General features: G+C 48.4%; 17 protein-coding genes. 15 read left to right on the top strand and 2 right to left on the bottom strand.

What is annotated here, in order from left to right:
• The first annotated feature begins 107 nt into the window (after nucleotides 1-107).
• The 3 genes from ACTRXG_RS07620 (at nucleotide 108) to ACTRXG_RS07610 (ending at nucleotide 2,709) form a co-directional block, all read left to right on the top strand.
• On the top strand, nucleotides 108-1,541 hold the full coding sequence (locus tag ACTRXG_RS07620; RefSeq protein ID WP_474284505.1) for an aminotransferase class I/II-fold pyridoxal phosphate-dependent enzyme: 1,434 nt from the start codon (nucleotides 108-110) through the stop codon (nucleotides 1,539-1,541).
• A 6-nt stretch (nucleotides 1,542-1,547) separates the two neighbouring features.
• Nucleotides 1,548-2,195: a dTMP kinase gene (gene tmk, locus ACTRXG_RS07615; protein ID WP_474284504.1), complete on the top strand. Its 648-nt coding sequence runs from the start codon at nucleotides 1,548-1,550 to the stop codon at nucleotides 2,193-2,195.
• Nucleotides 2,196-2,283: 88 nt separating this feature from the next.
• On the top strand, nucleotides 2,284-2,709 hold the full coding sequence (locus ACTRXG_RS07610; protein WP_022792890.1) for a DUF948 domain-containing protein: 426 nt from the start codon (nucleotides 2,284-2,286) through the stop codon (nucleotides 2,707-2,709).
• A gap of 35 nt (nucleotides 2,710-2,744) precedes the next feature.
• Here ACTRXG_RS07610 and ACTRXG_RS07605 read toward each other — a convergent pair whose 3' ends face one another.
• Entirely contained in the window at nucleotides 2,745-4,079 is a 1,335-nt protein-coding gene (locus tag ACTRXG_RS07605; RefSeq protein WP_474284503.1) for a TolB family protein, read from the bottom strand.
• Nucleotides 4,080-4,344: 265 nt separating this feature from the next.
• Between ACTRXG_RS07605 and ACTRXG_RS07600 the strand changes: the two genes are divergently transcribed.
• The 11 genes from ACTRXG_RS07600 to rsmI all read left to right on the top strand — a co-directional run bounded on the left by ACTRXG_RS07600 (nucleotide 4,345) and on the right by rsmI (nucleotide 13,919).
• Complete coding sequence (locus ACTRXG_RS07600) at nucleotides 4,345-4,674, top strand: cyclic-di-AMP receptor (RefSeq protein ID WP_322525299.1); 330 nt, start codon at nucleotides 4,345-4,347, stop codon at nucleotides 4,672-4,674.
• Between the two features lie 16 nt (nucleotides 4,675-4,690).
• Entirely contained in the window at nucleotides 4,691-5,680 is a 990-nt protein-coding gene (holB, locus tag ACTRXG_RS07595; protein ID WP_474284502.1) for a DNA polymerase III subunit delta', read from the top strand.
• Between the two features lie 2 nt (nucleotides 5,681-5,682).
• The gene (locus ACTRXG_RS07590; RefSeq protein ID WP_322525628.1) at nucleotides 5,683-6,498 is read left to right on the top strand and encodes a PSP1 domain-containing protein; all 816 of its coding nucleotides are present in this window, start codon (nucleotides 5,683-5,685) and stop codon (nucleotides 6,496-6,498) included.
• 32 nt (nucleotides 6,499-6,530) lie between these two features.
• Nucleotides 6,531-6,899 carry a DNA replication initiation control protein YabA gene (gene yabA / locus ACTRXG_RS07585; protein ID WP_462868267.1) on the top strand — a complete coding sequence of 123 codons (369 nt, stop codon included), beginning with the start codon at nucleotides 6,531-6,533 and terminating at the stop codon, nucleotides 6,897-6,899.
• A gap of 98 nt (nucleotides 6,900-6,997) precedes the next feature.
• Complete coding sequence (locus ACTRXG_RS07580) at nucleotides 6,998-7,477, top strand: N-acetyltransferase family protein (RefSeq protein WP_474282244.1); 480 nt, start codon at nucleotides 6,998-7,000, stop codon at nucleotides 7,475-7,477.
• Nucleotides 7,474-8,355 carry an aldo/keto reductase gene (locus tag ACTRXG_RS07575; RefSeq protein ID WP_474282246.1) on the top strand — a complete coding sequence of 294 codons (882 nt, stop codon included), beginning with the start codon at nucleotides 7,474-7,476 and terminating at the stop codon, nucleotides 8,353-8,355. The genes ACTRXG_RS07580 and ACTRXG_RS07575 overlap by 4 nt, the downstream gene beginning before the upstream one ends.
• A gap of 126 nt (nucleotides 8,356-8,481) precedes the next feature.
• Nucleotides 8,482-10,200 carry an ABC transporter ATP-binding protein gene (locus tag ACTRXG_RS07570; protein ID WP_474284501.1) on the top strand — a complete coding sequence of 573 codons (1,719 nt, stop codon included), beginning with the start codon at nucleotides 8,482-8,484 and terminating at the stop codon, nucleotides 10,198-10,200.
• The gene (locus ACTRXG_RS07565; RefSeq protein ID WP_474261175.1) at nucleotides 10,197-12,029 is read left to right on the top strand and encodes an ABC transporter ATP-binding protein; all 1,833 of its coding nucleotides are present in this window, start codon (nucleotides 10,197-10,199) and stop codon (nucleotides 12,027-12,029) included. Before ACTRXG_RS07570 ends, ACTRXG_RS07565 begins: the two co-directional genes overlap by 4 nt.
• 40 nt (nucleotides 12,030-12,069) lie before the next feature.
• Entirely contained in the window at nucleotides 12,070-12,810 is a 741-nt protein-coding gene (locus ACTRXG_RS07560; RefSeq protein WP_474284500.1) for a tRNA1(Val) (adenine(37)-N6)-methyltransferase, read from the top strand.
• Complete coding sequence (locus ACTRXG_RS07555; RefSeq protein WP_474284499.1) at nucleotides 12,797-13,084, top strand: GIY-YIG nuclease family protein; 288 nt, start codon at nucleotides 12,797-12,799, stop codon at nucleotides 13,082-13,084. The genes ACTRXG_RS07560 and ACTRXG_RS07555 overlap by 14 nt, the downstream gene beginning before the upstream one ends.
• Nucleotides 13,053-13,919 (top strand): 16S rRNA (cytidine(1402)-2'-O)-methyltransferase, encoded by an 867-nt coding sequence (gene rsmI / locus ACTRXG_RS07550; protein ID WP_474284540.1) that lies wholly within the window; start codon nucleotides 13,053-13,055, stop codon nucleotides 13,917-13,919. Before ACTRXG_RS07555 ends, rsmI begins: the two co-directional genes overlap by 32 nt.
• A 41-nt stretch (nucleotides 13,920-13,960) precedes the next feature.
• On the opposite strand, the gene ACTRXG_RS07545 is transcribed toward rsmI, so the two are convergent.
• Entirely contained in the window at nucleotides 13,961-14,254 is a 294-nt protein-coding gene (locus tag ACTRXG_RS07545) for an AbrB/MazE/SpoVT family DNA-binding domain-containing protein (RefSeq protein ID WP_022792877.1), read from the bottom strand.
• 452 nt (nucleotides 14,255-14,706) lie between these two features.
• On the opposite strand from ACTRXG_RS07545, the gene ACTRXG_RS07540 reads away from it, so the two are divergent.
• On the top strand, nucleotides 14,707-14,895 hold the full coding sequence (locus ACTRXG_RS07540) for a hypothetical protein (protein WP_474284498.1): 189 nt from the start codon (nucleotides 14,707-14,709) through the stop codon (nucleotides 14,893-14,895).
• The last annotated feature ends 6 nt before the right edge of the window (nucleotides 14,896-14,901 follow it).

Genomic DNA, 14,901 nt, shown 5'->3' with positions numbered 1-14,901 from the left:
TTAATATCTCAATCATTGAATAGTATAGCACGAGTAAAAAAAGAGAAAGAACAGCCAAATTTTCATGTTAAGATAAAAAATAGAGGCGAAAAGGGAGAGTGGTTGTCATGGTTTGCCAACAGGAGCAGCCTATAGTTCGCATGGTGCAGCAGCATATGGCCGGCCGGCCGGTCTCCTTTCACGTGCCCGGGCATAAAAGCGGCACTGTTTTCCCGGCGTCGCTACAGGAATGGAAAAACATATTTCCTTACGACCTGACAGAAATCACCGGGCTCGATGATCTTCATCAGCCTGAAGAAGGAATTGCAGAAGCGGAGCATTTAGCGGCGGAAGTGTTTGGGGCCGAAAAAACGTGGTTTCTAATTAACGGTTCTACGACGGGGAACCTTGCGATGGTGATGGCCGCCTTTTCTCCGGGAGACGAGGTGCTCGTGCAGCGCGATGCTCACAAATCAGTGATGAATGCGTTGAAGCTTGCCGGTGTCCGGGCGGTATTTGCACGGCCGGAAATCGATGAATATACGCAGCTTTCCATCGGTATTTCCCGGGAAATACTGGTGGATGCGTGGAGTCGTTATCCCTCGTTAAAAGGGGCGGTCATCACTTCTCCTTCGTATGAAGGATGGAGCAGTGATATATCCTCTCTTGCAGAGTTCGTACACGGGCATGAAGGAGTATTGCTGGTGGATGAAGCCCACGGAGCCCACTTTGCGGCAAGCCCGCTGCTTCCGAAGGAGGCTCTCGCCCAGGGGGCGGATGTGGTCGTCCAGTCCGCGCATAAAATGCTGCCGGCTCTCACGATGAGTGCGTATCTGCATGTGTCCGGCTCCCGGGTTTCCCGTGAACGTCTATCCTATTATCTGGGGATGCTGCAGTCGAGCAGTCCTTCATATCTGCTGCTCGCTTCACTCGATGCGGCCCGTCACTACGTACATACAATACAGCATGAGGGGTGGAGCCCCGAACAGCTTTCCGCTCAAAAGCAGCAGCTTGAAGCGGTCATCGGCAGCAGGCTGATACAGCCGCCAGAGCACGTAGATGCGGATCCGTTAAAATGGATAGTGCCGGTGCCTGAAGGGTATACAGGATGGGAGGTGCAGGAAGCCCTCGAGCAGGAGCACATCTATTCAGAGCTTGCCGGCAGCAGCTACCTGCTGTGGACTCTGCCCCTGACCAGTGAACATATCAACATTCCATTAAATGCAGTCAAGAAAGTATGGGAAGGGCTTGAACCCCGGCACGGGAGCATGGGCCAGTCCTTTTCCATGTTTGAATTGTTTCCCCGTCTCTCCGAAGGCGTCTGGAAAGAAGAACCCGGCGAAGAAGAATGGATCATGCTTGAAAGCGCAGAGGGAAGAATTGCAGCAGCGCCGCTGGTGCCCTATCCCCCGGGAATCCCTCTCTGGCTTGAAGGAGAATACGTGGATGCCGGAAGAATTCGCTATGCCCTTGACCTTCTGCAGAACGGGGGGCGTCTGCAGGGTGGCAGTCAAAAAGATAGCCGCTTTTTAGTAAAAGTAAAACATAGGAAGAAAGGATAGAGTCATATGCAGGACACGAATAAAGGGAAGTTCATTACGTTGGAAGGAGGAGAAGGGTCCGGAAAGTCTACAATTATTACAGCTCTCGAAAAGTGGCTGCAGGAAGAGGGGTTCAAGGTGTTAAAAACGCGGGAGCCCGGAGGTATCCCGATTGCTGAAAAAATCCGGAGTCTGGTGCTTGATCCGGAATATTCAGAGATGGATGCGCGCACAGAGGCACTGTTATACGCCGCAGCGAGACGCCAGCACTTAGTGGAGCGGGTTTTTCCGGCTTTGGACGAAGGAGCTGTGGTGCTCTGCGATCGTTTTGTGGACAGCAGCCTCGCCTACCAGGGGGCAGCCAGGGGTCTTGGCATAGATGAAGTGGCAGCTGTAAATGAATTTGCGATTGAAGGACGTATGCCTGATCTTACGCTGCTGCTTGATGTAGATCCTGAGGAAGGGATAGCAAGAATTCAGCGGGCCGAAGCAAGGGAATGGAACCGCCTGGATAATGAAGCAGCGCGTTTTCATACGAGGGTACATGAAGCGTATATGACGCTAGCGGAGAAATACCCGGACCGTATTAAAAAAATCGATGCCGGACAGCCGCTTGAAGAAGTAATTAAAGAATGCAGGGAAAAGGTACAGGCCTACCTGAACGTAAAAAGTTGAGAAAAAATACAAATTCAGTACATACAATAAAATAAAAACGGGAAAAGGCATTTAGGAAAATATCGCAAGTAAGGAAGGAGCCGGACAGATGATTGCTATTTTGTATGTGAGTATCGCTATCATTGTTTTGGCACTTGTCTGGTTAGTTATCGGTGTTGTTCAGGCTGTTAAAGCAGCATCTTCCCAGATGAAGACCATCAATGAAACAATGGAACGGATTCAAAAGAAAACAGACGGCCTGATTAATGAGTCGGAAACACTGACCCAGCGCCTGGAGGTTATTAACGATTCCGTCAACCGGGATATGGAGACGATCCAGGAGCTTACGAATACGCTCAAGGGCTCCAAAGAAGCCGTAGGAAAATATCACATAGCGACGCGTGCTGTAGCTACCGAAACGCTTCATGAAAATCAAAAGCGTACGAAAGAAAATGAACAGGTGGCACAAATACGTGACATCGGCGACACGGTAGTCGACCTGTACGCTAAATGGAAAAACCGTAAACAAGCATAGAAAAAAGCAGCAGGGGCCCGCCCCTGGCTGCTTTTTTACTGGGAGGAAGCTCTATACTCGCGCATGTTCAGCCGGTACGATTGAATACCGGCGAACAGAAATAAAACACCTGTGCAGATAAAGAGAGGAACGACAAGTCCAGAGCAGATGGCAGCGAGCCATGGATAGGAGGTCTCTCCAAAATGGCAGAAGCCCCACAGCCCCAGGGCAACAGCAGTACTTGCCGCTCCGACCAGAAACGGACGGTATTTTTTATACGCAGCAATAATAAACCAGCTGCCAAACAAAGTGTAGAAAAAACCAATTACATATACGTTGACTGCTTTCTGGGCTGCTCCGAGTCCTGCGGTGAGCAGCGACTCTCCGGCGTGATTCATATTAACCGGCACCACTTCATCGGTCCCGGATCCGCTGTTCACAATGCGCAGTTCATACTCTGCCGGCTCCTCCGGCCAGTTTTTCTGATGCATGTAGGCAATATCATCTGACTGATGAAAAAAAGAAGGAGAATCAATATTATTTTCATGGTCGGTTAATCTTTTGGCCTGCATATCCTCAAGATCATATAAAAACAAATCGTACTGGTAGTTGGGCTCCTGGCTGGAAGCAACGTTGGTTGTATAGGCATAGAGGCTTTCTGACGGTGAAGCTGTCGGGTTGTACAGCCCCCCGGGAAGGTTGTTCGCAAATTCGATATGCTCCTCATATACTTTATTGTTCAGGGTCTTCATTCCCACATGCATTTCATCATCGGGGCCTTCGGTGTAAGTATACAGAAGCATATTGCCCGTAGCGTCCGGAGAGATGTTTCCCATTAAATATTTGCTTTCACTGGTGATCTTTTTGTAAGATCCTCCGCTGGCAGGCATGGAATAAATGCTAAATCCTTCCTCTGTGCTCCGGTCTGCGGATTTCCAGGCGTCGGCTGGCATTCCTAAAAAGTAAATGAGCCTGCCATCCGGTGAGTAGGCAGCATCACGTACATGAAGCTCACTGCCGGTTAACCGTTCATGCTGACTGCTTTCTGTCTCTGCTGTATAAATAGAGCGAATTGAATCATTTTGTTCCGATAAAAATAGAATATCCTCCGGCGAGTGCGGATGGAAAGAAGGAGAAAATTGCGGCTGCTTTAGGTCAGTAAGCGGCTCGGGATTTTCGCCATCAGTAGCGGAGGTATATATTTTCTCCTGGCCGTCCGTGATATAGGTGAACGCTAATTTGTCATCAGAAGGAGCGACGGACAAGCTGCTTCCCATTCCGTCAAAGGACCGGTAAGGGTCTTCTGCCTTGGAATAGCCAATAGCTGTAGAACTTATTAATAAAACGGCGGTAATAAGTACAGCCCGGATCAGCCAGCGGGGAAAGCGCATGAGTCCAACTTCCTTTCTTCGTTAATCTGATGGTTCGGTAATGCCATAAATAGGAAACTGTTACTTGAAGTATTCCATATTTTGCTTTCAGCTTCAATTACAGTGTATTTATTCCCAAATATTGATCAAAAGGTCTTAGGCTTAAGTATTGAATTCAGCATTCAAAAAATGGCTGTTTCGTTGGTATGCTTCACTTTTTACTGTATATACAGTAAAATAAAAATAATAAATATTGTGGATTTGGACGAAATAGGAGGTACGGAGCATGAAGCTGTTAGTGGCTGTGGTGCAGGATAAAGATAGTAACCGGTTGTCTAATGCGCTGGTGGAAGCAAATTTTCAGGCGACCAGGCTCGCGAGTACTGGCGGGTTTTTGAAAGCCGGAAGCACTACGTTTTTAATCGGTGTGGAAGATGAGCAGGTGGATGAAGTAAAAATGGTCATCCAGGAAAACTGCAAAACCCGGGAACAGCTCGTCGCTCCTGTTTCGCCTATGGGCGGAAATGCGGATTCCTACGTTCCCTACCCTGTGGAAGTACAGGTCGGTGGAGCGACCGTTTTTCAATTAAACGTGGAAGAGTTTGAAAAATATTAAAGACGGAGAGATTAACATGAGTTGGGAAGCCATGCAGGAAGAACAGCCTACAGTAATGTCGCTGTTGGAAAGAAGCATGAACAAAGACCGCGTGGCCCATGCTTATATATTTGAAGGAAAAGCGGGTGCCGGCAAGCGTGAAACAGCGCTTCTGATGGCACAGCGCTTTTTTTGCATAGAAAACAACGGCCCGGTGCCGTGCGGAGAATGCAGGGAATGCCGAAGAATCACGCACGGGAATCATTCGGAAGTAATGTTTTTACAGCCGGAAGGCGCTTCAATCAAAAAAGCACAGGTAGAAATGCTTCAAAAAGAATTCACCTATAAAGGAATGGAAGCCCGTTTAAAAATTTATATTATCGAAGACGCTGACCGTATGACGGCCAGTGCAGCCAACAGCCTGCTGAAGTTTCTCGAAGAACCGGAAAGCCCGACTCTCGCCATTTTATTAACGGAGAATGCTCATTTTCTGCTGGACACGATTCAGTCCCGCGCCCAAAAGATTGCGTTTTCTCCTCCCTCCGTGGAGCGTCGCCGCCATTTGTTTCAGGAAAGGGAAGGTACAGGGGAAATTGCGGCCGGCCTGCTTGCAAAACTGCCTCATGTCCCTGAGCGTGAAAACGACGCAGCACAGGCTGAGTGGATTGTACAGGGCCGAAATCTAGTGATACAATTAACGGAAGAGGTGCATCAGCGCCTTCACAGTGCACTATTGACACTGCAGGATAAATGGCTTGTACATTTTTCAGATAGAGAAGAACTGGACATCGGCTTAGATATGCTGCTTTTTTGGTATCGCGACCTCCTGTCGATCACATACGGTTCGGATGACATCACATACTTCGATCAAAAAGCGACGTTGGAACGAGTAGCCCTTCGTTTTTCAGAGATGGAGGTCGTTGCCCGACTGCAGGCAATTTTAGAAGCAAAGCGCCGGCTCCGGGCTAACGCGAATGCGCAGCTTCTGATGGAACAGCTGCTGATCCAGTTACAGGAGGGATCATGACATTGCATGATGTAGTAGGCGTCCGGTTTAAAAAGGCGGGAAAGATTTATTACTTTTCCCCGAACGGCCATGACGCACAGGTAGAAAGCTGGGTCATAGTAGAAACGGCCAGAGGAATTGAGTACGGGAAAGTAGTGCTTGAAAATAAGCAGGTCAGCGGCGACGACGTCGTATTGCCGCTTAAAAAAGTTATGAGGCTTGCCGATGAGGATGATCATGCTGCTGTGAAAGAAAATAAACAGCTTGAGCAGGAAGCATATGATCTCGGCTGCGAAAAAATTGCGACGCACCAGCTGGATATGAATCTGGTGAATGTGGAATACACCTTTGACCGGAATAAAATTTTGTTTTATTTCACGGCGGAAGGACGGGTGGATTTCCGTCAGCTGGTGAAGGATTTAGCTTCCCAGTTTCGTACAAGGATTGAACTCCGGCAGATCGGGGTCCGGGACGAAGCCAAAATGCTCGGCGGGATCGGCCCGTGCGGAAGAATGCTTTGCTGTTCGACCTTTCTCGGGGATTTTGAGCCGGTTTCCATTAAGATGGCAAAAGATCAGAATCTTTCCTTAAATCCGGCAAAGATTTCCGGCCTGTGCGGCAGGCTTATGTGCTGTCTGAAATATGAAAACGATCATTATGAAACAGCCAAGCGTGAAATGCCGGACGTTGGAGAGCATATTAATACCCCGGAAGGCAAAGGAAAGGTAGCCGGTATTAATATTTTAGAACGTCTCGTACAGGTGAACTACGCAGAAGAAGAGAGAGTATTGGAATTTTCGTTGGATGAGCTGCTTGATGAAGGCTTCATCGCAGGATAACAGTTAAACGGACGGAGAAGGTGGGGGTGCGAGTGGATAAAAAAGAAATCTTCTCCCAGGTGATTCATATGGAAGAGCGGATTGGAAGGCTCCATGATGAACTGGGAGAGCTCAAAGAACAGCTGGCGATGCTTATTGAAGAGAACCAGGCACTCGTACTTGAAAATCAGCATCTGCGTCAGCGGGTGGAAGACAGCGGTGAGGAAATTCAGGAAAAGGAATTAGCCGGAGGGACGTCCCAGCCGGGTCCGAGCCGCATTCAGACGAGCAGTATGGGGGAGGGCTATGACAACCTCGCCCGCTTGTACCATGAAGGCTTCCACATTTGTAATATGCATTACGGCAGCCTGCGGACGGACGGAGACTGTTTATTCTGCCTCTCGTTTTTAAATCAAAAATAAGGAACAAGCAATCTGGAACCGCCTGTCTGTAAAGACAAGCGGTTTCGTTTATATCTTCAGAAGACAAAGTGATGCATTTTCAGCGAGGAGGACATGCAATGATCAGGCCTGTACGAGAGGAAGACTATGAAGCGGTGCGCGGGGTTGCTGAGATCACGTGGGAGCATACGTATGAAAATTTAATACCAGCCCGGGCAAGAGAGGCGTTCATTGAAGCTGCTTACTCTAAAAAAATGTTTGATGTTAAGCGTGGGGAATCCATATTTTTAGCGGCGGTTAGCGAAAGTGTTCTGATAGGCTATATTAACTTGCTCCAGCAGGAGGAAGCAGAGCTCGCAGCTCTTTACGTACTGCCCCGGTATCAGCGCGCCGGCTGGGGACAAAAGCTGTTCGACGCCGGGATGGAATATATTTCTGCTGAAAAGAAAACGATGACAGTGTACGTGGAAGAGGGAAACACCCGGGCTGAAGCTTTTTATGAAAAGCAGGGCTTCCGGGAAACAGAGCGCTTCACAGAAATGTTCATGGAAACGCCGTTAAAAACAATAAAGATGGAGAGAGGATTGAATCATCAATGAGTGATATTTCAAAAACCATCAAAGAACACGTTCAAGGTCGCACGGTGACCCTCCGGGACGGCACAGAGCTTCCGTCGCTTGGTCAGGGCACATGGCATATGGGAGACAATGCCGGGCTGAGAGAGCAGGAAATAGAAGCACTGCGGACAGGACTTGATTATGGAATGACGGTGATTGATACAGCCGAAATGTACGGGGGAGGTAAAGCAGAGCAGCTGGCCGGAGAGGCATTGGAAGGAAGAAGAGAGGAAGCCTTTCTCGTTTCCAAGGTTCTTCCCAATAACGCAGGCGGCGAGAAGCTTGAAAAGGCGTGCGAAGGATCACTTAGCCGTCTCGGGGTGGAACAGCTGGATTTGTATTTACTCCACTGGCGCGGAAGCGTGCCTCTCAAAGAAACCGTGAAGGGTATGGAAAAATTAAAAGCAGATGGAAAAATCAAACGGTGGGGCGTTTCCAACCTCGATACCCGGGAGATGAGGGAACTGCTCTCGCTCGAACACGGAGGTAATGCTGTCTGCAATCAAGTATTATATCATCTGGCTTCAAGGGGGATTGAATTTGATCTGATGCCTTGGATGAAGGAGCAGCGGATGCCGGTAATGGCATACTGTCCACTTGATCAGGGAGGAGGGCGTACGCTTGGGGAAAGCCGGACCCTGCAGAGAATCGCTGAACGCCGGGGCATGAGCCCGCTGCAGATTGCCCTCGCCTGGACCATTCGCTCAGGGATGGTGTTAAGTATTCCGAAAACCTCCAATCCGGAGCATGTGCGGGAGAATGCCGAGGCGGCTAGTATTACACTGACAAATGAAGAAGTCGAAATGCTAGATAGTGCTTTTCCGAAGCCGCAGACAAAGCAACCGCTCGATATCGTGTAGCTGCCCACCGGCCTTTTCGTATGAGAAGGCCGGTTTTTATGCTGGATCGAGAAGAAATAAGCTGCAGGCGTGTGCTAAAATATAAATAATTCTTTACGCGGGCAGAAATGTGCAAGGGGTCTTTTGATGAGAACTATTTTACGCTACGTTCGTCCTTATAAAGCAGCAGCGGTATTGTCTTTTTTTCTGCTTTTGATTGAATTATCGGTTGAATTATTTCAGCCGCTTCTTCTTGCGAGACTGATTGATGAAGGTCTGGCAAACAATGATATCGGCCTGGTCGTAAGCCTTGGGTTTGCGATGGCAGGTCTTGCCCTGCTCAGCTTTGGTGTCGGGGTACTAAACTGTTTTTTCGCAGATCACGTCGGGCACAGCACCGGCTTTGATCTGCGCAATGAAATGTATAAGCGTGTCCAGGAGTCGAGCCTGGAGAATCTGCAGGATTTCCCGCAGTCCTCGTTACTGACCAGGCTCACCAATGATATTACCCAGGTGCAAAACTTGATTGTAATGATGCTCCGGTTTATGCTTCGTTCGCCGCTTTTGCTAATTGGCGCGACAGTTATGGCTTTTGTGGTAAATGCCCGAATGGCGCTCGTACTGGTGATTTTTATTCCTTTTTTACTGTTGATCCTCGCATGGCTGATGACAAAGGGAATGATTTATTTCGGCAGTTTGCAAAAGCGTATCGATGCCGTAAACAGGGTGATGAAGGAAAACCTTGGCGGCCTTAGGCTTGTACGGGTTTTTGGCCGCGAGCAGCATGAAATTAAACGTTTTTTTGTGCAGAATGAAGCTCTCCAGGCGAGTGCTGTCAAAGCTTTTCGTTATACAGCTCTTACTTCGCCGATCCTTTTGTTTTTAATGAACGCAGCGATTGTGCTCATGCTTTGGATCGGAGGCTTTGCCGTGCAGAACAACGAGGCCCAGGTAGGTGAGGTGGTAGCGGTAGTGAACTATGCTGCAAGAATGACTGGCGCGCTTGGCGTTGTCGGCATGCTGATTACACTGCTTGCCCGGGCGAGAACTTCCGCCTCGCGGATTGAAGAAGTGCTCGAAGGTGCCGAAAAGGAAAATTCCGGCCAGGAGGACGTAAAAGAAGAAGGAAGTATAGACGTCCAGTTTGAGAATGTAACTTTTGCTTATAGCGACAGCCGGGTTCCGGCTCTGAATGATGTGACGTTTCACGTGAAACGCGGCGAGCAGATGGCGGTTCTCGGGGCGACCGGGGCTGGTAAATCTTCTTTGTTCCAGTTAATGCTTCGTTTGTATGAGCCGGTCAGCGGCCGTCTTTTTATTGATAATGCAGACACCAGGGATCTTAACATTGCTTCGTTAAGAACCCAGATCGGCTACGTCCCCCAGGAGGCAAAATTGTTTTCAGGAACGATTCAGGAAAATATTCAGTGGGGGCGTGAGGAAGCCGGAGCTGAAGAAATGAGCAGAGCGGTGGAGACGGCTCAGCTTGAGGAAACGATTCGGGCCCTGCCTGAGCAGGAGCAGACGATGATCGGCCAAAATGGCGTAAATCTTTCGGGGGGCCAGAAACAGCGGGTGACGATTGCCCGGGCATTGCTGAGAAACCCGGGGCTTTTGCTCCTCGATGACAGTACGAGCGCGTTGGATGCGGAAACGGAGGCACAGTTTCTGGAAGCGCTTGAAGCGTACCCGTGTACCTCCATTTTAGTAACTCAAAAGCTTTCTACGGCACTGAAGGCGGATAAAATGCTGCTTCTTGAGCACGGGGAAGTCATTGGATTCGGCACTCATGAAGAGCTGTATGAGGAGTCTGCATTCTACAGACAGCTGTATCAATCACAGTATGGGAAGGAGGCGGCGACATGAAAAGGCACTGGATTACCTCGCCGTTTCAATATAAACATCCGGACATTGATCCTTCCCAGGCAGACGACCGCCCGGACACTGACCAGATACAGAACTGGAAACGTACCACCGCCCGGCTCTGGTCTTATCTGTCCGTTCAGAAATGGCGGCTGACGGCTGTTTTTGTCTGCGTGCTTTTCACTGCCGCCTTTATGCTTTCGGGGCCGCTGCTGCTTGGTCATATCGTTGACCAGTATTTAGTGCCGCAGCGGCTCGAAGGGCTTGGAACGATACTGTTATTGTTGTTTGCTGTGTACGTTGGGTGGGGAGTCATGAGCACCATCCAGACTTATGTGATGATTTCTCTTGCCCAACAGGCCGTTTTTAAGCTTCGCTACCACCTTTTTTCTCATCTGCAGACATTGCCGCTGTCGTTTTTTGACAAACGGCAGGATGGCTCTATCATGAGCAGAATGACGAACGATATGGATAACATATCAACTACCTTAAACACCTCGGTCGTGCAGATCATGACCAGCCTGTTAACGTTTACCGGTATTCTCGTTATTATGTTAGTGATCAGCCCGCTTCTCACCTTTTTTACGCTTTTGTTTCTACCGGTCATGTTTTTGGGTCTGCGCTGGATTACCAGGCGGACCAGACTGTTGTTTCAAAAGCAGCAGCAGGCGGTCGGGGCAGTGAATGGGTATGCTGAAGAAACGATTTCCGGCCAGTCGATCGTGAAGGTATTTTCCAAAGAGCCGCGCGTCATGAAGAACTTTGAACAGGAAAGTGAAACCCTTCGTCATGCAGGATTTTGGGCTCAGACGTATTCCGGTTTTATCCCGAAATGGATGAATTTTTTAAACAATATTAATTTCGCGATTACGGCAGGAGCCGGAGGAATTTTGGCGTATTATGGTGTCGGTGCAGTTACTATTGGTACGATCGTGATTTTTGTGGAATATTCCCGTCAGTTTACCCGGCCGTTGAACGACCTGGCGAATCAGTTTAATGCTCTGTTTGCGGCGCTTGCCGGGGCAGAGAGAATTTTTTCGTTTCTGGACGAAAAGGCGGAGGATCACCGGGAGGAGAGAGGAACAGCCAAGACTGTTTCCGGGGAAGTAAAGTTTCAGGAAGTTACGTTTGGCTATGAAAACGAAAAGGTGCTCCGCGGCATTGATTTTCATGTGAATGCCGGCGAGACAGCTGCTTTTATAGGCCCTACCGGTTCCGGGAAAACGACCGTTATGAATTTAATTATCGGTTTTTACACGGCGGAAGCCGGAGAGATTTATGTGGATCAGACACCTCTTTCTGAATGGAATATTAAACATCTTCGGAAGCAGATGAGCGTAGTTCTGCAGGATGATTTTCTGTTTGAAAAAACGGTAATGGAAAACATACGCTACGGTAATCTGGAGGCTACGGATGAAGAAGTAATAGAAGCGGCAAAAGCGGCCAACGCCCATGCATTTATCGAGCGGCTGCCGGAAGGTTACCAAACGATGCTTGGGAAGGAAGGAAGCGGGTTCAGTCACGGGCAGCGGCAGCTGCTTTCCATCGCCAAGGCAGTGCTGTCCGACCCGAAAATTCTGATTCTTGATGAGGCAACGTCAAGCGTGGACACAGTAACGGAGATGAGAATACAGGAGGCGCTGGGGCGCTTAATGAAAGGCCGTACTTCTTTTGTAGTGGCGCACCGCTTAAATACCATTGAAAAAGCAGATACCATCTACGTAATGGACGATGGAGAAATTGCAGAACAGGGAACGCACAGAGAACTTCTTCGAAAGCAGGGACGATATGCAGCTTTTCAGGAGGCCAATCAGCAGAAGGTGGATATATGAAAAAAAATGTGAATCAATTCAAAATCAGGGGGCGCAGGCAGTGAAAGAGGTATTTCAGGCAGGAGAGAGAGTCGACTATACCCCTTCGAGGAAGCCTATTATTCAGCATGAAAATGCTTTTGCGTTTTCCATTGACTCGGTGCTGCTTGCGTACTTTTGCTCTGTGCCGAAAACTGTTGGGAAAATTATCGATCTTGGGACCGGCAACGGGATTATTCCTCTGTTATTAACAGAGCGGAGCCGCGTTCCTGTTACAGGTATAGAAAGACAGCCGGAGCTGTGTGATATGGCGGCCCGGACGATGGTGATGAACGGAGCGGAAGGGCAGGTTACTGTTCAGCAGGAAGATGTACGGACGGTTCGTTCCAGGTATCACGGGGATCAGTGGTCGCTGGTGACGTGCAATCCTCCTTATTTTGATACCGCCCGGGAGACAATGAAAAATAAGCAGGAAAAGCTGGCAAACGCACGCCATGAGGAGCACGGAAGTTTGGAAGAATTTGTCCGTTCCGCTGCATTTTTAGCCAAGCAGAAAGGAAAAGTGGCTATAGTTCTTCGTCCGGAAAGGCTTGCAGAGCTGTTTAGCTACTACCAGAAATACCGGATCGAGCCGAAGCGGATGCAGTTTGTGCATCCAAAGGCAGGGCGGGCGGCAAATATTGTGATGGTAGAGGGAATAAAAGCAGGCAGGCCCGGTTTGGAATGCCTTTCCCCGATTATTGTATATAAGGCGGACGGAGAGTATACAGAGGAGTTTCGGGCGTACTATGGAACAAAATAAACATGTTGTCTATATACTGCAATGTCGGGACGGGAGCCTCTACACCGGCTATACAAACAATCTGCAAAAGCGGCTGGAAGCCCACAATGCAGGCCGGGGGGCAAAATATACGAAGGGTAGGGGGCCTGTGCGGCTCGTTTATCATCAGAGGTTCCCTACAAAAAAAGAGGCGATGCGGGAGGAATACCGTATTAAGCAGCTTCCCCGCAGTCACAAACAACGGTTAATGAAGGAGGGGCATGATGACCCAGCAGTTCAGCTTTCAAGCTACTGAAAATACCGGCATGCTTTACCTAGTGCCAACACCGATCGGGAATTTAGAGGATATTACTTTTCGGGCTGTCCGCATACTTCAGGAAGCGGAATATATTCTGGCTGAAGATACGAGACAGACAAAAAAGCTTACCCAGCACTATCAAATAGATACGCCTTTAGAAAGCTATCACGAACATAACAAGCGTCAAAAACAGGAAAAAATTCTGCAGTGGCTTACAGAGGGAAAACAGGTGGCGATAGTAAGTGATGCAGGCACACCGCTGGTATCTGATCCTGGTGATGAACTCGTGCAAAAATGCATTGCGCAGGGAATACCGGTAGTGCCGCTGCCGGGTGCAAGTGCTCTTCTGCCAGCTCTGACGGCTTCCGGACTCGGGGGCGGCGGCTTTTATTTTCATGGATTTCTGCCGCGCAAGAAAAAAGAGATACGAATGGTTCTGCAAAAGCTTCCGTCAGGAGTACCGGTTGTTTTGTATGAATCACCCTACCGCCTCCTCGGGACGATCCACTTTCTGCATGAAGAGTGGGGGGACGTGCCGGCAGTCGTGGCAAGAGAATTAACGAAAAAATATGAAGAGTTTGTCCGCGGCACCCTGCTTGAAGCAGCCGCTGCTTTTGAAGACAGAGACATTAAAGGGGAATGTGTATTAATTGTAGAAAAACCTGTTTCGGATGAATCCGGAGAAGAGGAACACGGGCCGATGGAGGAGGAAGTCCGGAAGTATGTGGAAGCGGGGGCATCGAGCAAAGAAGCGATTAAAAAAACTGCCCAGCGCCGAAATGTTAAAAAACAGGAAGTATATGCAGCTTACCACGGGTTAAATAAATCATAAAAAAAGAGCCTTCCCCCGAAAGGAAAGGCTTTTTCGTGAACTTAAGCGTTCGACTTATGGTTTTGCACGTAATCCTGAAGATCTTTAATAATTGCTTCAGCACCCTCAGGGGAAAGAATAATTTTACCATCGGCAAGAGATAAGTTGTCATCCGACACTTCTCCGGTTACCTGGCAGGTCATGTTTGGTTTATATTTCTTCAATACAATGCGGTCATGATCCACATAAATTTCAAGAGCGTCTTTCTCTTGGATTTCAAGTGTGCGGCGGAGTTCAATCGGAATGACTACGCGCCCTAATTCGTCAACCTTACGTACGATACCTGTTGATTTCATTGGTAGGTCCTCCTTAAATTCAGCTTTATTCGTCAAAATTCGACATTTTCTATCTGTACGCTAACAATACCAATGTTTTCTAATACCGTCAACGAATTTGAATTATGATTTCTGTGAAATTTAACAAAAATTTCAATCACTTATACAGAAATAAATTCTTTTATACATCTATTTATATATTAATTTTAAAAAATTAGAACTTAATCAGCCCGCTTATGTATAAAAAACCATAAAAATTTATAATAGGGAAATATTTACTTGGGCCAAACTAATTTTGTCGAATTGTCGAATGAAAATATTTTTGACGAAAAGGGAAAAAACACATAGTATATTAGTGTAGAAAATATTGGCCCGACGAATGGATGAGTATCTACAGAAGCCGGCACAGAGAACCGGGAATGCTGAAAACCGGTGCGGCGGAACTAGAGAATATGGTCCGGGAGGGCGTCCGTGTGAGCTGTAACAGTAAAGACGGGCCGTCAGCGGCGTTAACGCTGAACTTCCGGGGGCCGGATGCGCCTGGAAATAAGCCGTTGTTTGTAAAAACAGCGGAAATTTGGGTGGTACCACGTGAGCGCAGCTTTCGTCCCTTTGACGGACGGAGGCTTTTTTATATTGGAAAAGAATTTACGCGCCTTTGAAGGAGG

The sequence above is a fragment of the Marinococcus sp. LNSP9103-4 genome, assembly GCF_056034345.1.
This window is presented reverse-complemented; position numbering and strand designations above follow the sequence as displayed.

Bases quoted from the DNA above. Each gene is read 5' to 3' on its own strand.
- ACTRXG_RS07570 (WP_474284501.1), top strand. From the start codon at position 8,482: ATGAGAACTATTTTACGCTACGTTCGTCCTTATAAAGCAGCAGCGGTA.
- rsmI (WP_474284540.1), top strand. From the start codon at position 13,053: ATGACCCAGCAGTTCAGCTTTCAAGCTACTGAAAATACCGGCATGCTT.
- ACTRXG_RS07575 (WP_474282246.1), top strand. From the start codon at position 7,474: ATGAGTGATATTTCAAAAACCATCAAAGAACACGTTCAAGGTCGCACG.
- tmk (WP_474284504.1), top strand. From the start codon at position 1,548: ATGCAGGACACGAATAAAGGGAAGTTCATTACGTTGGAAGGAGGAGAA.
- ACTRXG_RS07600 (WP_322525299.1), top strand. From the start codon at position 4,345: ATGAAGCTGTTAGTGGCTGTGGTGCAGGATAAAGATAGTAACCGGTTG.
- ACTRXG_RS07545 (WP_022792877.1), bottom strand. From the start codon at position 14,254: ATGAAATCAACAGGTATCGTACGTAAGGTTGACGAATTAGGGCGCGTA.
- ACTRXG_RS07565 (WP_474261175.1), top strand. From the start codon at position 10,197: ATGAAAAGGCACTGGATTACCTCGCCGTTTCAATATAAACATCCGGAC.
- ACTRXG_RS07620 (WP_474284505.1), top strand. From the start codon at position 108: ATGGTTTGCCAACAGGAGCAGCCTATAGTTCGCATGGTGCAGCAGCAT.
- ACTRXG_RS07580 (WP_474282244.1), top strand. From the start codon at position 6,998: ATGATCAGGCCTGTACGAGAGGAAGACTATGAAGCGGTGCGCGGGGTT.
- holB (WP_474284502.1), top strand. From the start codon at position 4,691: ATGAGTTGGGAAGCCATGCAGGAAGAACAGCCTACAGTAATGTCGCTG.
- ACTRXG_RS07555 (WP_474284499.1), top strand. From the start codon at position 12,797: ATGGAACAAAATAAACATGTTGTCTATATACTGCAATGTCGGGACGGG.
- ACTRXG_RS07605 (WP_474284503.1), bottom strand. From the start codon at position 4,079: ATGCGCTTTCCCCGCTGGCTGATCCGGGCTGTACTTATTACCGCCGTT.
- ACTRXG_RS07610 (WP_022792890.1), top strand. From the start codon at position 2,284: ATGATTGCTATTTTGTATGTGAGTATCGCTATCATTGTTTTGGCACTT.